Annotated in this window: 14 protein-coding genes; 4 read left to right on the top strand and 10 right to left on the bottom strand. The window is 39.4% G+C overall.

The genetic code is table 11. The features are described 5' to 3' along the window. Positions 1-120: 120 nt before the first annotated feature. Together C0966_RS01965 and C0966_RS01960 are read right to left on the bottom strand one after the other, a co-directional pair. On the bottom strand, positions 121-897 hold the full coding sequence (locus C0966_RS01965; protein WP_274853485.1) for an enoyl-CoA hydratase-related protein: 777 nt from the start codon (positions 895-897) through the stop codon (positions 121-123). 120 nt (positions 898-1017) lie between these two features. Next, positions 1018-1752 carry an MBL fold metallo-hydrolase gene (locus tag C0966_RS01960; RefSeq protein WP_274853484.1) on the bottom strand — a complete coding sequence of 245 codons (735 nt, stop codon included), beginning with the start codon at positions 1750-1752 and terminating at the stop codon, positions 1018-1020. A gap of 176 nt (positions 1753-1928) precedes the next feature. On the opposite strand from C0966_RS01960, the gene yhfH reads away from it, so the two are divergent. Then, positions 1929-2063 carry a protein YhfH gene (yhfH, locus tag C0966_RS01955; protein ID WP_274853483.1) on the top strand — a complete coding sequence of 45 codons (135 nt, stop codon included), beginning with the start codon at positions 1929-1931 and terminating at the stop codon, positions 2061-2063. Positions 2064-2259: 196 nt separating this feature from the next. On the opposite strand, the gene C0966_RS01950 is transcribed toward yhfH, so the two are convergent. The 5 genes from C0966_RS01950 to hemE all read right to left on the bottom strand — a co-directional run bounded on the left by C0966_RS01950 (position 2260) and on the right by hemE (position 8748). After that, on the bottom strand, positions 2260-4452 hold the full coding sequence (locus tag C0966_RS01950; protein ID WP_274853482.1) for a YhgE/Pip domain-containing protein: 2193 nt from the start codon (positions 4450-4452) through the stop codon (positions 2260-2262). Positions 4453-4523: 71 nt separating this feature from the next. Beyond that, positions 4524-5090, bottom strand: a complete 567-nt coding sequence (locus C0966_RS01945; RefSeq protein ID WP_274853481.1) for a TetR/AcrR family transcriptional regulator — start codon at positions 5088-5090, stop codon at positions 4524-4526. Positions 5091-5212: 122 nt separating this feature from the next. Continuing rightward, a complete protein-coding gene (hemY, locus tag C0966_RS01940) occupies positions 5213-6655 on the bottom strand; it encodes a protoporphyrinogen oxidase (protein ID WP_274853480.1) in 1443 nt (480 codons plus the stop codon). 33 nt (positions 6656-6688) lie between these two features. Further along, positions 6689-7624, bottom strand: a complete 936-nt coding sequence (gene hemH / locus C0966_RS01935) for a ferrochelatase (RefSeq protein WP_274853479.1) — start codon at positions 7622-7624, stop codon at positions 6689-6691. Positions 7625-7701: 77 nt separating this feature from the next. Next, entirely contained in the window at positions 7702-8748 is a 1047-nt protein-coding gene (gene hemE / locus C0966_RS01930) for a uroporphyrinogen decarboxylase (RefSeq protein WP_274853478.1), read from the bottom strand. A gap of 261 nt (positions 8749-9009) precedes the next feature. Between hemE and C0966_RS01925 the strand changes: the two genes are divergently transcribed. Together C0966_RS01925 and C0966_RS01920 are read left to right on the top strand one after the other, a co-directional pair. Next, positions 9010-9516, top strand: coding sequence for an antibiotic biosynthesis monooxygenase family protein (locus C0966_RS01925; protein WP_274853477.1), 507 nt, complete (start codon positions 9010-9012; stop codon positions 9514-9516). 383 nt (positions 9517-9899) lie between these two features. Continuing rightward, positions 9900-11111, top strand: a complete 1212-nt coding sequence (locus C0966_RS01920; RefSeq protein ID WP_274853476.1) for a M20 family metallopeptidase — start codon at positions 9900-9902, stop codon at positions 11109-11111. Between the two features lie 17 nt (positions 11112-11128). Here C0966_RS01920 and C0966_RS01915 read toward each other — a convergent pair whose 3' ends face one another. From C0966_RS01915 to C0966_RS01905, 3 genes are all read right to left on the bottom strand, one after another. Then, positions 11129-11851 carry an EcsC family protein gene (locus C0966_RS01915; RefSeq protein ID WP_274853475.1) on the bottom strand — a complete coding sequence of 241 codons (723 nt, stop codon included), beginning with the start codon at positions 11849-11851 and terminating at the stop codon, positions 11129-11131. Positions 11852-11951: 100 nt separating this feature from the next. Continuing rightward, on the bottom strand, positions 11952-13163 hold the full coding sequence (locus C0966_RS01910; protein ID WP_274853474.1) for an ABC transporter permease: 1212 nt from the start codon (positions 13161-13163) through the stop codon (positions 11952-11954). Next, entirely contained in the window at positions 13156-13896 is a 741-nt protein-coding gene (locus C0966_RS01905; protein ID WP_274853473.1) for an ABC transporter ATP-binding protein, read from the bottom strand. Before C0966_RS01905 ends, C0966_RS01910 begins: the two co-directional genes overlap by 8 nt. Positions 13897-14498: 602 nt before the next feature. On the opposite strand from C0966_RS01905, the gene C0966_RS01900 reads away from it, so the two are divergent. Beyond that, positions 14499-14918, top strand: coding sequence for an HIT family protein (locus C0966_RS01900; protein ID WP_274853472.1), 420 nt, complete (start codon positions 14499-14501; stop codon positions 14916-14918). Positions 14919-14958: the final 40 nt, after the last annotated feature.

Here is a 14958-nt window from a genome sequence, read left to right as displayed (position 1 = left end):
GTAAAACATTCTACTTTACAAGCCTTTTTAAAAAATTTTTAGAATTTTATTGCAAATGGATCGAAAATTTGCCGTTTTTTTTGTCAAAAAGAAATAACACGGCATACACCGTGTTATAAATTATTTCCCTTTGAAACTTGGTTTTCTTTTTTCACTGAATGCCTGAAGAGCTTCGAGCCTGTCTTCTGTCGGAATCGTTGCTTCGTATGCTTTTCTTTCAATTTGCAGTCCGGTCTGCAAGTCAGCGTTCATACCATTTTTTATTGCGAATTTCGCCTGCTGTAAAGCGACCGGTCCATTTGCGAGCATTAAATCCGCCAGCTTTCTGCATTCAGACATAAGCGATTCTTTTTCAGTTACTTTGTATAAGAGACCGTATTCTTTTGCTTCATCTGCAGTAAGGCGCTTTGCAGTTAGAATCAGCTCAAGTGCTTTTGCCTGGCCAATTAGACGAGGAAGCCTTTGTGTACCTCCCGCTCCCGGGATGATGGCAAGGCTTGTTTCAGTCAATCCCATTGAAATCCCTTTCGCAGCAATCCGGAAATCGCATGCCAGAGCTAACTCCATTCCTCCGCCAAAAGCATATCCGTTGATGGCGGCAATTGTTGGCTGTGGAAGCTGGTCTATCGCGTTAAAAACCTCATTAATTTTATAAATATTTCTTTTAACCTCGGCATCTGACAGTGTTTTTCTTTCTTTTAAATCAGCCCCGACACTGAACGCTTTTTCTCCGGCACCGATGAAAATTACAACGTGCACTTCCGGATCGATCCGCAAATGCTCCACAACGTTTTGAAGCTCATTAAGAGTCTCATAGTTAAATGAATTGAGCGCATCTTCACGATTAATCGTCACCGTTGCAACAAAATTGCTGACCTCCGCCAAAACAACCGTCATACGTCACCCTCCATGTATGGGGTCAAAGGGCCTGGCCCTTATCACTTTAAAGCTTTAACGTATTGAGGGCCAGACCCCGAAAATGAGAAAAATAAACAACATCTACCTTGTAACTTAATTTTATAAGGTAATTGTTAATCCTTCACTCGCCAGGTTGATATGGCCTGAAAACATTTCAGCAGCTTCTTCCTTTAGTTGTTCGATCTCTCCAAAATGTGGAAGATGAGTGAGGACCAATTTTTTCACATTGGATAATCTTGCAAGTGTTCCGGCATCATGGCTGTTCATATGTCCGGCATTTTTTCCATTCTGGTTTTTATATAAATTGCATTCACAAAGAAGCACATCTGCTCCTTTTGTAAAAGAAATAAATTCCTCTTTAAAGGCAGTATCTGCAGTGTAGACGATCGATTTTCCATCTGCCTCAATCCGCATGGCATAGCATGGAACTGGATGATCCGTTAATAAAAAACGAATGGTAAACGGTCCAACAGCAAGCATTTCTTCAGGGTTATAAGCAATTCCTTTTGTAATATTTTTATATGTTAATTTTTGAAATTCATGCTGATTTAATGAATGTGCATATATTGGCAAATTGTCTATAGTCTTTCCCAATAATCCCTGGATCAGCCTTGCATGCTGAAGAACCCCGATATCTGCAATATGATCTGGATGATAATGCGAGATAATAACTGCATCTAACTTTTCCGGATCAATCATTGTTTGCAATTTCGACAACACGCCGCTTCCGCAATCAATTAGCAAATGAAAACCATTATGTTCAAGCAAGTAACCGGTGCTTGCTTCATTTGCTTTCGGATAGCCGCCCCAGCTTCCTATGACTGTTAATTTCACATGCCTTCCTCCTTCAAAACAAATTACACCTACTTCAACTATAACCGATTAAGTTTCTTTTTTCATTTTTCATCAATTTTGTTTTGAAACAGTTATTGACTTTATTAAACTGTTATAATACAATAACATCATCACGTAACACGATTAACTCATCTCATTGATTGGAGGGTTGCTGCATGATTGAAAGCATCGTGGAATTCTTCAAGAATTTGCCGTCAAAAAAGTGTACTGACTGTGGAGAGACTATTGAAGAGCAGCATGAATGCTACGGAAATAAATGTGATAAATGTTTAGGTCTATTTGATATGTAATCTATAAATCTCGTATTATTGTTAACTTGTAAATCCATGGTTCTCTTTGAGCGAGTGATCACTTCCCTCAAATCACTCCATCCATACTCCTTTCAAACGTTAGAAAACCAGCCGCTTGCTGCGGCTGGTTTCTTTTTTTGTTCCAAGATCTCCGCTTTCACTTTAATACTTTAAAGCGGAGCGGGCCAGGCCCGCGTTACTCTGCAGCGCTAAAGCGGCGCTTGTGCACTGCGTTAAAGTAGATAAGTGTGCCGACCATAAATACAAGTGCGTAGATGAGCAGGATCATGAAGTTTTCCCACATGAAGCTGAAGTTTCCGCTTGAGATGACTGCCTTAAATCCTTTTACTGAATAAGTCATTGGTAAGAATGCATGAAAATGCTGTAAGGACTCCGGTATCAATTCAAGCGGGAACGTACCAGCACTTGTTGTTAATTGAAAAATAAGAATGAGAATGGCAATGAATCGTCCAGGATTATCAAACATTGTTACTAAGAATTGAATAAGCGCCATAAACGCAAGACTTGTTATGATTGAAAAGAGTACAAATAATGGAACACTTTTCACTTCAAGCCCTAATACTCCAAGCACGACAATATCTGAAATAATCGCTTGGATCAATCCAGCTATGGCCATAACTCCAAACTTTCCGAAAAACCAGCTGAATCCATTTCGCGGAACGGCTGCCGGTTCTCTAATCGGATAGATAACCGTTAACACTAATGCGCCAACGAATAAGCCAAGCGATAAGAAGTATGGAGCAAAACCTGTACCATAGTTCGGCACTTCATTCAATTTTTCATTTTTTACTTTTACCGGTTCTGCCATCATATTGTACGTTTTTTCATCCGCATCGACAGATGAAGCCTTTTTTGCACCATCAGCCAATTTCTCGGCCAACTCTCTGTTGCCTTTATGAACTTTTGAATTACCCTCCGCAATCTTCTGTGCACCCTCTTCAAGCTTATCGGAACCGTCAGCCAATTGGCTCGATCCGTCTGTAAGCTGATTCACGCCTCCGGCCAATTTCGTTGCACCTTGTGCCAACCGTACAGAACCATCTTTTGCCTCAGCAAATTTCTGTCCAAACGTAGACATGCCTGATACGAACTCTTTCTGTCCGGCAGCCATCTGATTAGCGCCTGTTTCGAGCTCCGACCCTGCCTTAGCCAGCTGCGACATCCCTGTTTGCAGCTGCTCCTGGCCTTGTTTTAATGCTCCAAGCTGCTGTGACAATGTATTGGCGCCTGTTGACAACTGACCGGCAGAGTTTGCGAGCTGACCGGTGCCGTTTGCTAATTCAGCACTGCCTTGTTTTAAGCTGTTTAAAGCAACTTGCAATTCCTGTTGCTTCTCCGGCGGAAGCATTGGCATAATATTTTTCAAATTGCTTTCTAATAACACAGTTCCTTCATTTAATTTCTTGGCACCCTGGACTGCGCTTTCAGCACCGATTTGCCATTGCTGCAATGAAGAAGATAAAGTTTGTGCACCAGTTTGCAGCTTTTCTGTTCCACTTATTAATTGCGGAATGCTCTGTTCTGCTTTTTGGATCCCGGCATTTGCTTGACTCATCCCTGAAGCAAGCGATACAGAACCGGTTTTCAGTTCATTTGCAGCATTTTGTAATTTTTGATGTCCTTCCAATAACTGAGATAAACCAGATGACAAAGAAGCAGCACCATCTGCAACTTCTTTTGACCCTTTACTTGCTTCATTCATGCCATTATGAAACTGAATTGATTTTTCAGCTAATGTTGCAAGATTTTTATGAAGTGTTTCAGATCCTTTGCTTAGCTCCTTAGCACCTTCACTTAGTTTCCCTGCACCATCACTAGCAGTTTTCATTCCATCTGAAAGCTTAGCGACTTTATCAAACATAGTTTCTGCATACGTTTCGGTTATCTCTTTTGATAAAGAAGCCTTTATTCTCACCATAGCATTTTCGCCAATCTGGGCAGATAAAAAGTTATAGCTTTCATTAGGAACATAAATGAGATCCAATTTCTTTGGATTTTCATCCATTAAAGTCGTTGCATTTTTCGAAAAGTCCTCTGGAATTTCTACAAGCATGTAATATTCCTGATCTTCAAGCTTCTTATACCCTTCCTCTTTTTCAACAAAGATAAATTTAAAATCTTTCTTATCTTTCAGTTTCGATACTAACTCATCGCCAAGATTTAATTCCTCCCCTTCAAACGTCGCCCCTTTGTCTTCGTTGACAACAGCCACAGGAAGGTTATCTAAGTGTGCATATGGGTCCCAAAAGGCCCATAAAAACATGCCGCTGTATATAATTGGAATAAATAAGACAGCAATTATTGAGATCAGAAGTTTTTTGTTCTTAATAATAGCCGAAAACTCTTTTTTTAATAAAAAATTTTTCATCCCTTTAGCCTCCCGAAAACAATTGACTATTTTGTTCATTTAGTCATTTCATATCTAAAAAGAAGGACTACCTAATTCGATAATCCTTTAAAAATATATTGCTCAAACAATTCCGCGATTTCTTCCTTATCCAACGGCTTATGTTTCTTTTCCCAATCAAAGATTAGCGCAATGTACAGTTTCAACATGACAAAAGCCGTTAACTCAGGATCGCATTTTCTTATTTCCCCTGATTCAATAGCTGAAACAACCTTATCTTTTATATAATTTAAAATCGCGTTCTCCATTTTTTCCATAACATCCATAACCGCGGGTGTTCCCATCTCTTTTCCTTCTTCATAAAGTTTGATCGTGAGCTGGTGCTTTCGCCGAAATTCAAGGATTTTAAAAAGAGCGCGATGAACATTTTCATGGAACGAAAGAGACGGATCAAACGAACTCTCTGCAGCACTTTTCATTTCCTTAATTAATGTGCAAATAATTTCATCAAAAAGTTCCTCTTTATTCTTAAAAAAAGTGTAAATCGTCCCTTTTCCAACATTGGCAAGTTTTGCAACCTGGTCCATCGTTGTTGCTTTATAACCGAACAAAGAAAACGATTTGGTCGCAGCTTCAATTATTAACTGTTTTCGATCCATTCACATTTTCCTCCTGCAAGAGTGACCAAATGGACATTTTAGTCAGTTAGTATTAATACGTATAAAAGAATAGCAGGTTTTCTCTCGAAAATCAATTAATTTTTATTTAAAAACGGCCGCCTTTAATGGACAGCCGTTTTCGTTCTTTCATGTAATTTTAAAAAGGTTAATACTTTTTCAACCGCCGCTTCCCCTTGATCGATACAATCAGGGAGGCCAAGCCCTTCAAATGAACTGCCGGCAAGAAACACACCGGGGAGTTCTTCAGCTACATGACGTTTAATGTTATCTATCCTTTGTTTGTGGCCTACCGTATATTGAGGCATAGCTTCTTTCCAGCGTGAAATAACAGCAAACTCCGGTTCAGCGGTTATATTCATAATTTTATTTAAGTCATCAAGGACAATCTTGATAATCTGATCATCAGAAAGATCAACTACTGTTTCATCACCGGCTCTGCCAACGTAACAGCGCAGAAGCACCTTTCCTTCAGGTGTTGTGTGGGGCCACTTCTTATGTGTCCATGTACACGCAGTTATCGTATAGTCACTTTTTCGAGACACTACAAATCCAGTGCCGTCAATATCTTTTTTGATCGCATCTTTTGGGAATGCAAGTGCGACTGTAGCAACCGAAGTAGCCGGCATTTCCTTAAGGATATCAAAAAATTGATAATTTGAAAAAATTGAAGGAAGCACATGATGCGGTACAGCAGATACGATACTGTCTGCAAAAATCAGATGCCCATTATTCAATTTAAGCTCATAACCTTTGTCTTTTTTTGTTACCGATTCAACTTTGATTCCTTTTAATACAGAAGCAGGCTCAAATTTCGTTTCAATGGCATCGGCAAAAGATTGTAAGCCTGTTGTAAAGGTGAAAAAAATCCCTTTGGATTTTCCGTTTTCCCCTTGGTTTTTAGGCTGGGCAGATGCCGATTTTTTCATGCCAAGAATAAGGCTTCGATATTTTTGTTCCACCTCGTAAAACTGCGGGAATGTTGCCATTAAACTTAGTTGATCAATATCACCCGCATAAATTCCTGACAAAAGCGGCTCAATCAAGTTTTCGACTACTTCATCGCCCAATCTGCGCCGGAAAAATTGGCCCAATGATTGATCCTTTGCCGGATTCGAACGCGGCAATACAAAGTCAGCCGCTGCTCTTAACTTTCCAATGGCAGAAAACAAACCGGTTGTAATAAACGGGCCGATCTGGGTAGGAATCCCCATAATGGAGCCACCTGGCATAAGATGCAACCGATTCTTTGCCAAAACAAAAGATTTCCCGGTAGAATTGTTTACAAGCTTATCTTCCATTCCAACCTCTTTTGCCAGGCGATATGCACTTTGTTTACGAGCGAGAAATGAGTCAGGTCCTCTTTCAATGATATAGCCGTCTCTTACTACGGTCTGCATTTTCCCTCCCAGTCTATGGGTGGCTTCGATAATTTTTACTTCAAGTGGAAGGCCTTTTTCTCTTGCTTCCTTTTGCAAATAATACGCAGCCGTTAATCCCGTAATGCCTCCGCCTATTATGACAACTTTGCGTTTTTCATCCATCACGGTTTCATCGCCTTCTTTACATATAAGTTTCAGTCATTTAATTAATTTAAGATGTTTCATAACCACCGTTGCAAGCGCATCGATAAATTCAGGCTGTGCATTTGGCATTTCAGGCCGGTAATAACTTGCTCCAACCTCATCAGTAACATTTTTGCATTCAATGTCATTATCATACAAAACCTCAAGATGGTCTGATACAAATCCGACTGGAATATAAACAAATGCACGATAGCCTTTTTTATTATAAAGGTCGCGTGTTAAATCTTGTACATCCGGACCCAGCCACGGTTCTGGTGTATTTCCTGCACTTTGCCAGCCGATTTCATAATTTTTGACCTCTGCCTGGCTGGCAATTAAATCTGCCGTTTCCTTAAGCTGATTTGGGTAAGGGTCGCCAGCGTTTAGAATTTTTTCCGGCAAACTGTGGGCAGAAACAATCAGACAGGCATTATCCTTTTCAACGTTAGGCATCTTTTCGAACGTTTCCTTCACTTTTGTTACCCAATATTGAATAAACTTTGGTTCATTGTACCAGCTTTCAATGGATGTAATGTTTGGGCCGCCAAGTTTTTTGGCTTCTTCTTTTGCCCTCTCGTTGTATGATTTGACGCTGAAAGTCGAAAAATGAGGGGCGAGCACAATACTTACCGCCTCTTCAATTCCATCATCATGCATTTGTTTCACTGCATCCTCAACAAAAGGCTCAATATGCTTTAAGCCTAGATACATTTTGAACTCATACTCAGATTGAATCCGGTTTAAATGCTTTTCAAGTTCTTCCGCCTGCTCCCTAGTGATTTTAGCAAGCGGTGATATGCCGCCGATTGCTTTATATCGGGCTCTTAAATCCTCGATCATTTCCTCTGAAGGCTTTCTGCCCCGGCGGATATGTGTATAATAGCGTTCTATATCTCCTTCCTTGTAAGGCGTTCCATATGCCATTACAAGCAATCCCATTTTTTTCTTCATTTGTCAGCACCTTTTCTTACGAATCATTTCTATTTTCCCAAAAACCAATTATCATCTGCAGCATAAGAAAGAGGCATTTAATTACTTAATTTTGTTCTTGAATATTCATGTATAAACGCGGTCAGACGCTTAAGAGTTTCAGGGTTAACCGATGGGAAAACACCGTGTCCCAAGTTAAAAATATAGCCGGGCTGCATCATACCCTGATCTAAAATCGCTTTCGCCCTTTCTTCGATTACTTCCCACGGAGCTAAAAGAACTGCAGGATCTAAATTTCCTTGAATTGTTTTCGTTATTCCCAATTCCCGTGCCTGTTTTATTGGCAAGCGCCAGTCCAGGCCAACTACATCAAGGGGAAGGTCGTTCCATTCCATTGCCAGGTGGCTCGCGCCGACACCGAACATAATAAGAGGAACATTTTCTTCTCTTAGCGCCGAAAAAATCTTTTTCATGACAGGTTTAATGAAATGGCGATAGTCCTCCGCATTTAAAGCTCCCACCCAAGAATCAAAAATCTGGATTGCTTTAGCTCCGGCTTTAACTTGGGATTTCACATATGTAATTGTCATTTCTCCCAGCTTGTCCATTAAAACAAACCAGCTTTTAGGCTCAGCGTACATGAACGCTTTTGTTTTGTTATAGTTCTTCGATGGTCCGCCTTCAATCATATAACTGGCAAGTGTAAACGGAGCACCTGCAAAACCAATCAACGGAACGGATAGTTGTTCTTGTGTCAAGATCTTAATCGTTTCAAGAACGTATGGAACATCAGCTTCCGGGTTGATTTCACCTAGTTTCTCAACATCAGCAAGAGATTGGATAGGGTTTGAAATAACCGGACCAATGCCTGATTTGATTTCTACTTCGACCCCAATAGCAGGAAGAGGTGTCATAATATCTTTATATAAAATAGCAGCATCGACATTATATTGTTCAACAGGAAGCCTAGTAACATAAGCACATAATTCCGGCTGATGAGTAATTTCAAATAATGAGTACTTTTCTTTTAAGGCCCTGTATTCAGGCTGGGAACGGCCTGCCTGCCGCATATACCAAACAGGTACAAAGTCAGTCTTTTCGCCTCTCGCTGCTCGTAAAAATGTATCGTTAAAATGAATCGCCATCAGGGAAATCCACCTTTCAATAAAAAGTGTCAGTCAATCTATTGTAATATATAACAGGAGGAATAAAAAATTTTTTAAAATACGTACATATAATGAACTGTTTACACTATAGCCTTTTCTACTATGTTTGTATAGATAACATAGTAAAATGTCAATAATTTGACGATTTTCACACACGTCTACAGTCAACATGATTATGATTTATCAAGGCTCGAATGTATAATGAAAAAAGATGATCATTATTCAAAGAGGTGGCCAAAATTGAACCTATATATTACGTCTGGAACATATGAATATTTAAAAACTCTGAAAGAAAAACATCCCTCTGAATATATAATTCTTATGCAAAATTCCGAAAATTCCTTGCTTTTACATGAAACTGAAGGAAAAAGTGTATTCAAAGAACCGCGCAAATATGAAGTCATCGATTCATCCGGTACATTTGAAAATGCAGGGTTTGCTGTCTTAAATCATATCCCCGTCACTGATGAAGGCAGGCCGGTGTTTGAATACCGTTTTAAAAACAGATCAAGATCGATCGAAAATCAGCCGGGATTTGCGGCCATACGAGTATTGCGCCCACTGTCTTCCAATACGTATATCATTCTGACTCTTTGGGAAAATGAACAAGGATTTGAGAGATGGCAAAAATCAAAGGCTTTTGAAAAAGCCCATGATAAGAAGGAAACAGACGTCGGGGTGGAAAAGCAGAAAATATTTTCCGGTCCTTCTTATATTACGAAATATGTCATCCCTGAAGGAGATTAAAAAACTGAAAAAGTTTAGGGGGTTGCTCGCTCCGAATCATGACCTAGGGAAGGATATCAGCCTTTATTCCGATTTATGAGCCGTCATTTTGATATATGACCCCTTATTTTGATTTATGAGCCGTCGTTCTGATAAATGAGCCTTTATTTCGGTTTATGAGCCGTTATTCCGAAATATGAGCTTTCATTCCGATTTATGAGTCGTCATTCTGATATATCAGCCTTTATCTTGATTTATAAGACGTTGATCACATTTGTAAGTTTCCTTTAGAACAGGTTCTCAAAAACCTGTACTTTTAATATATTATTTCTCTTAATGAAAATAAATAATGTTATAATTATCGAAAAACTGAAAATTGTTTTATTAATATAGGAGGAATTCCTATGAAAGAAAAATTATATGCAAAACTGCAAAATTCTTATGAAGAAATGGTTTCTATAAGAAGATATCTGCACCAGCATCCCGAATTATCTTTTCAAGAAAAAAATACCGCCCGCTACATAAAAACTTATTATGAAAAACTCGGAATTGAAGTAAGAGGAAATGTCGGCGGAAACGGGGTCGTTGCGAAAATATATGGCGGAAAGCCGGGGAAAACCGTAGCTCTTAGAGCTGATTTTGATGCGCTGCCAATTCAGGACGAAAAAGATGTTCCTTATAAATCACTCGTTCCCGGTGTAATGCACGCTTGCGGCCATGACGGACATACAGCGACTCTCCTTGTGTTGGCAAAATGCCTTCATGAAATGCGGGATGCATTAGAAGGAAATTATGTGATGATTCATCAACATGCCGAAGAGTATGCGCCAGGTGGAGCAATCACGATGATTGAAGATGGATGCCTGGAAGGTGTTGACGCTATTTTTGGAACCCATTTATGGGCTACTGAACCGACCGGCACGATTCAATACCGGGTTGGGCCTATCATGGCAGCTGCAGACAGGTTTGAAATCGTCATCCAAGGCCAAGGCGGGCACGGAGCGCAACCGCATAAAACGAAGGATGCCATTGTGACTGCTTCACAGCTGGTCATTAATCTGCAACAAATCGTCAGCCGCAAGGTGAATCCGATCGACTCTTCTGTCGTAACTGTCGGGTCGTTTGTTGCTGATAATGCTTTTAATGTCATCGCAGATAAAGCCAAATTAATCGGAACTGTACGCACATTTAACGACGAAGTACGGAGCTTTATTGAAGCTGAGATTGAAAGAGTCGTAAAAGGAACGTGCTATACTTCTAACAGTTCATACGAGTATATTTATGAACGAGGCTATCCGGCAGTGGTCAACCATCTTGAAGAAACTGAATTCCTGATTGACTGCGCTAAGCAGGTCCCAGAAGTCAAGGAAATTACGGAAACGGAGCCGCATATGGGAGGCGAAGATTTCGCCTATTACCTTCAACATGTAAAAGGAACTTTCTTTTTCACAGGTGCCAAACCTTCGCATGCAAATGAGGCATACCCGCACCACCATCCAAAGTTTGATATTGATGAAAAAGCAATGCTTATCGCAGCAAAAACACTTGGAACTGCTGCAATTGATTACCAATCAAAACAAGCAAACAGTGAACCCGCAACCGAAAAAATGGTCTAGAAATAAACGCCTCCGCATTAATAAGCCGGGGGCGCTTTTAATAATCGCAGCCGGTAGGCATTCATGGCCGTTTCACCTAAATGATCCAGCAAATTGTAATTGGCATATGCCCCTACGACCGCTCCAACCCCGGGAACAAGCTGCAGCATTTTCACAAAATCAATATAATCCCGGTATTCCTGCTGGAACTCGCGCCAATCCATGTCTAACAATTCCTTCTTCCGTTCTTCCCATTCTTCGATTAGCACCAATGTTTCCTGTCTCTTTTGATCACTTGAAAAAGCTAATTGAAAAACATGCAAGAGAAATAAGCGCTCTTCATAAAGACTGGTGTCATATCCATAAATCGAAGCAGCCTCAAATAAAAATTTCATTTTAATCGACAACAATAGCGGAAAATCAGCTAACCCAAGAAAAATACCCCCTGCTCCCGTTCCGGCCCCTTCGATTGCTGCGGTTTTCCGGTAAACCTCTAATTTCTTTCTTAGAAGCTGATCTTTCTCAGCCAATGACAATCCTATCGCCTGCTGCTTTTTTGTCATGAGATGGGAACCTGTTAATGTTGCTTTTACCATATTCTTAATCGCGTCGGTCATTAATTGGTGCGCTTTTTCAGGTATCAACTCATTTACTTTGTTCTGGGCTTTTTTTGAAATCCGGTTCAATAATCCGGATTTCTTTTGCATTTTTCTTTTCCAATTCTCTATTTCTTCATATATCTTCAATTCGTATTCACTCATGCAAACCCTTCCTTCTTTGTTTCACTTACTTATATACGGACTATGTATTGATATGTTCCGAAAAAAATCCTTTCCCTAAACAAGGAAAGGATTAATTGTTTTAATACTGCAATCGTTTCTTGCTGTAAATGAATACAAAGTAATAGGCGAAGCTACTTCCCGCAACGAGTGCAGCCAATGCCTCGGCCCATTCTCCCTTCAATAAAAGGAAGAGAGAAAAGACCACGCTCTGTATCATGAGAATTATCAGCAGCAACCGGTGAAAAGACTTCACCTTAAAATCAACTTTTACAGGATATAAACTTACCCATAATATATTTTGATGGTGATTCCATAGCGGCAGAAGCTGAAATCCTGTCAAATATAAAAACAGCAAGACAAGCAAAACCTGTCCAAAACCAAATGAAATTAAGTATAAACCAACTGCTCCGATAAGAGTCAAACGGATGAACAAACCAAAGTAATCTCCTGCTCGAAAAAATGTTCTTACATAAAGATGGGTATATGTCCGTGAATGGTCGAAAGAAACTCGGTTCAAAAGCCAATCCAGCCATTTCCGTCTCTTAATCCGATCTTTCAACCTCGGAACATCTGTAAATAAATTCGCAAACCGATAAAACGAAGTCATGCGTCTTTCTTCAAGATCGATTAAATATTCCCATTTCAACCCTTTGCTTTTTGTTTGTAAGCGGAAGTATACGTAAAGGATGCCCATAACCGCAAATATTAAAATGAGAAACAAATGGCTTGCATTCGAAAAAAGCAAATACAAGAACACAGCATTGATGCAATATCGAACACATGAATCAATGAAGTGAACATTCGTCTCCATATAATATTGAATGTGCCATCTCACGGCTAAATTCCAGCCTTTAACGATAAAAAGCATTATCAGAAAGTAAAAAAAGATTTGAAACTGGTCGTTATTTACTTGAACATACATCGGCATAAAAACAGCCAAAACGATAATTAGAAGATAAGTCTGGACAATAAAACTTACGATAATAGAACGCTTAAAGTACCCGGATAGCTTATTCTCAAGAGGGAGAAGGAAAATTCCGTCCGCTTCCAGCAAAAAAGTATAAATAGGACTATACGTTAAAAAAATGCCAATAATAACAGCCATCATAAAAGCTGCCGGGAAGTCAGGCGTTAACGTTTTGATCCATTCCTGATAATAATAAGCTGCCGTTCCAAGAAGAAAAAGAAAAACAATGACAAGATGGCCGTTAAAAATATAGCGAAGATATCGGCTTAACTCTTTGCTTGTCCGAACAGCTCTTTCTTTCCAAAGCTTTTCTGCATTAAACATAGTCTTCTTCCTTTGTCAATTGAATATATAAGTCATCCAAAGTTGCTTCAGGCATTGAAAATTGATCGCGAAGTTCCTCAAGCGTACCTTTTGCCCTTATCTTGCCTTCATGCAAAATAACAAATCGGTCGCAATATCTTTCCGCGGTAGCCAAAATATGAGTGGACATCAAAATACCCGCACCGCTTTCTTTCATCTTTTTCATTAAATCTAAAAGCGATTGAATTCCAAGCGGATCAAGTCCGACAAACGGCTCATCTACAATATATAAAGAAGGCTGTACTAAAAAAGCACACATGATCATTACTTTTTGCTTCATCCCTTTCGAAAAATGAGCCGGAAACCATTTCAGCCTTTTTTTCATGCGAAATTCTTCTAATAAAGCGTCAATTCTTGTTTTGTATGTATGTTCATCTATTCCGTAAGCCATGGCGGTTATTTTCAAATGCTCTTCAAGTGTCAGCTCATCATATAAAATCGGCGTTTCCGGTACAAAGGCAAACTGTTTTCGGTATGTTTCTTTATCGTGCTCAAATGCAAGGCCATTGATCGTAATTTGTCCGCTGTGAGGTTCCATCAGGCCGATCACGTGTTTGATTGTCGTGCTTTTTCCAGCACCGTTAAGGCCGATAAGGCCAACGATTTCGCCTGAATGAACATCGAATGAAACATCTTTTAATACAGGATTTTTCGTATATCCGCCTGTTACATTCCTTATTTCTAACAAAGCCATATAAACGCCTCCCAATTTTCTTATTTCTATTTTAGCAAAATGGTTTATAAAATAAGTAGCAACGAAAAAATGTTCACGAAAAAATTTATGCATATTCCTTTTTTATCTGGACATTCTAATTATCGAAGGGGAAACACCAATTGTTTGATGATGAATTTCATCATACCTTGAAATGAGGTGTCTGTTAAAGACAATATCATTCAATAAATGCTTCAATTCGTTCCTAATTAAAAGATGGTTATGATGAACAATAAGTACTGATTAACCATAATCGTTCAAAACCCGCTATGCGGCACCACATTATCGGAATGAGGTGTTTGTTAAAGATCGTCAACCGCTTTATACGTTGTGAAACATATAAAGAAAATAGGGGATGGTCACCTTGAACGAAAAAATCGAAGTAGACACTAATCATTTGTAAATGAGGTGTTTATCGCAGGCTAACTTAGTGAGCGTATAAAATGAAGCGTTTCTCCTTCACAACGGCAGGATTCCACACGAATCCTGCCTTATTTCTTTATCTTTAAAATTATGATAAAATACCAAGAAAAGGCAAGCATTCCAAGCCTATATGGATAAAACGCATTGGAAGGATGTTGTATATGAGCGATTGTATTTTTTGCAAAATCGTCAATGGAGAAATTCCATCCGCGAAAGTTTATGAAAATGAACATGTCCTTGCATTTCTTGACATTAGCCAGGTGACAGAAGGTCACACACTTGTGATACCAAAAATACATAAAGAAAACGTTTATGAACTTACTCCGGAAATTGCACGAAACTTGTTTGAAGTTGTTCCGGAAATTGCAAATGCAATAAAAAAAACAGTTAACCCTGCCGGTATGAATTTAGTTAATAATAATGGCGAAGCAGCCGGCCAAACCGTATTTCATTACCATATTCACATCATTCCCCGCTACGGAAAAGGCGATGGATTCGGTGCTGTCTGGAAAACCAATACAAGTGAATACACACCTGAAGATCTGAAGAAAATAGCGGAAAATATCAGCAAACATTTGTAATGTAATCACGCTCCTGTATAAAAAACAGGGGCTTTTTTTT

Source organism: Bacillus methanolicus (genome assembly GCF_028888695.1).
Taxonomy (GTDB): domain Bacteria; phylum Bacillota; class Bacilli; order Bacillales; family Cytobacillaceae; genus Bacillus_Z; species Bacillus_Z methanolicus_B.
Note: the sequence above shows the minus strand (reverse complement) of the source record. Positions and strands in the feature narration are given on the sequence as shown.

Coding starts and splice junctions, on each gene's coding strand:
- C0966_RS01965 (WP_274853485.1), bottom strand. CDS start 897: ATGACGGTTGTTTTGGCGGAGGTCAGCAATTTTGTTGCAACGGTGACG.
- yhfH (WP_274853483.1), top strand. CDS start 1,929: ATGATTGAAAGCATCGTGGAATTCTTCAAGAATTTGCCGTCAAAAAAG.
- C0966_RS01950 (WP_274853482.1), bottom strand. CDS start 4,452: ATGAAAAATTTTTTATTAAAAAAAGAGTTTTCGGCTATTATTAAGAAC.
- C0966_RS01945 (WP_274853481.1), bottom strand. CDS start 5,090: ATGGATCGAAAACAGTTAATAATTGAAGCTGCGACCAAATCGTTTTCT.
- hemH (WP_274853479.1), bottom strand. CDS start 7,624: ATGAAGAAAAAAATGGGATTGCTTGTAATGGCATATGGAACGCCTTAC.
- hemE (WP_274853478.1), bottom strand. CDS start 8,748: ATGGCGATTCATTTTAACGATACATTTTTACGAGCAGCGAGAGGCGAA.
- C0966_RS01920 (WP_274853476.1), top strand. CDS start 9,900: ATGAAAGAAAAATTATATGCAAAACTGCAAAATTCTTATGAAGAAATG.
- C0966_RS01915 (WP_274853475.1), bottom strand. CDS start 11,851: ATGAGTGAATACGAATTGAAGATATATGAAGAAATAGAGAATTGGAAA.
- C0966_RS01910 (WP_274853474.1), bottom strand. CDS start 13,163: ATGTTTAATGCAGAAAAGCTTTGGAAAGAAAGAGCTGTTCGGACAAGC.
- C0966_RS01905 (WP_274853473.1), bottom strand. CDS start 13,896: ATGGCTTTGTTAGAAATAAGGAATGTAACAGGCGGATATACGAAAAAT.
- C0966_RS01900 (WP_274853472.1), top strand. CDS start 14,499: ATGAGCGATTGTATTTTTTGCAAAATCGTCAATGGAGAAATTCCATCC.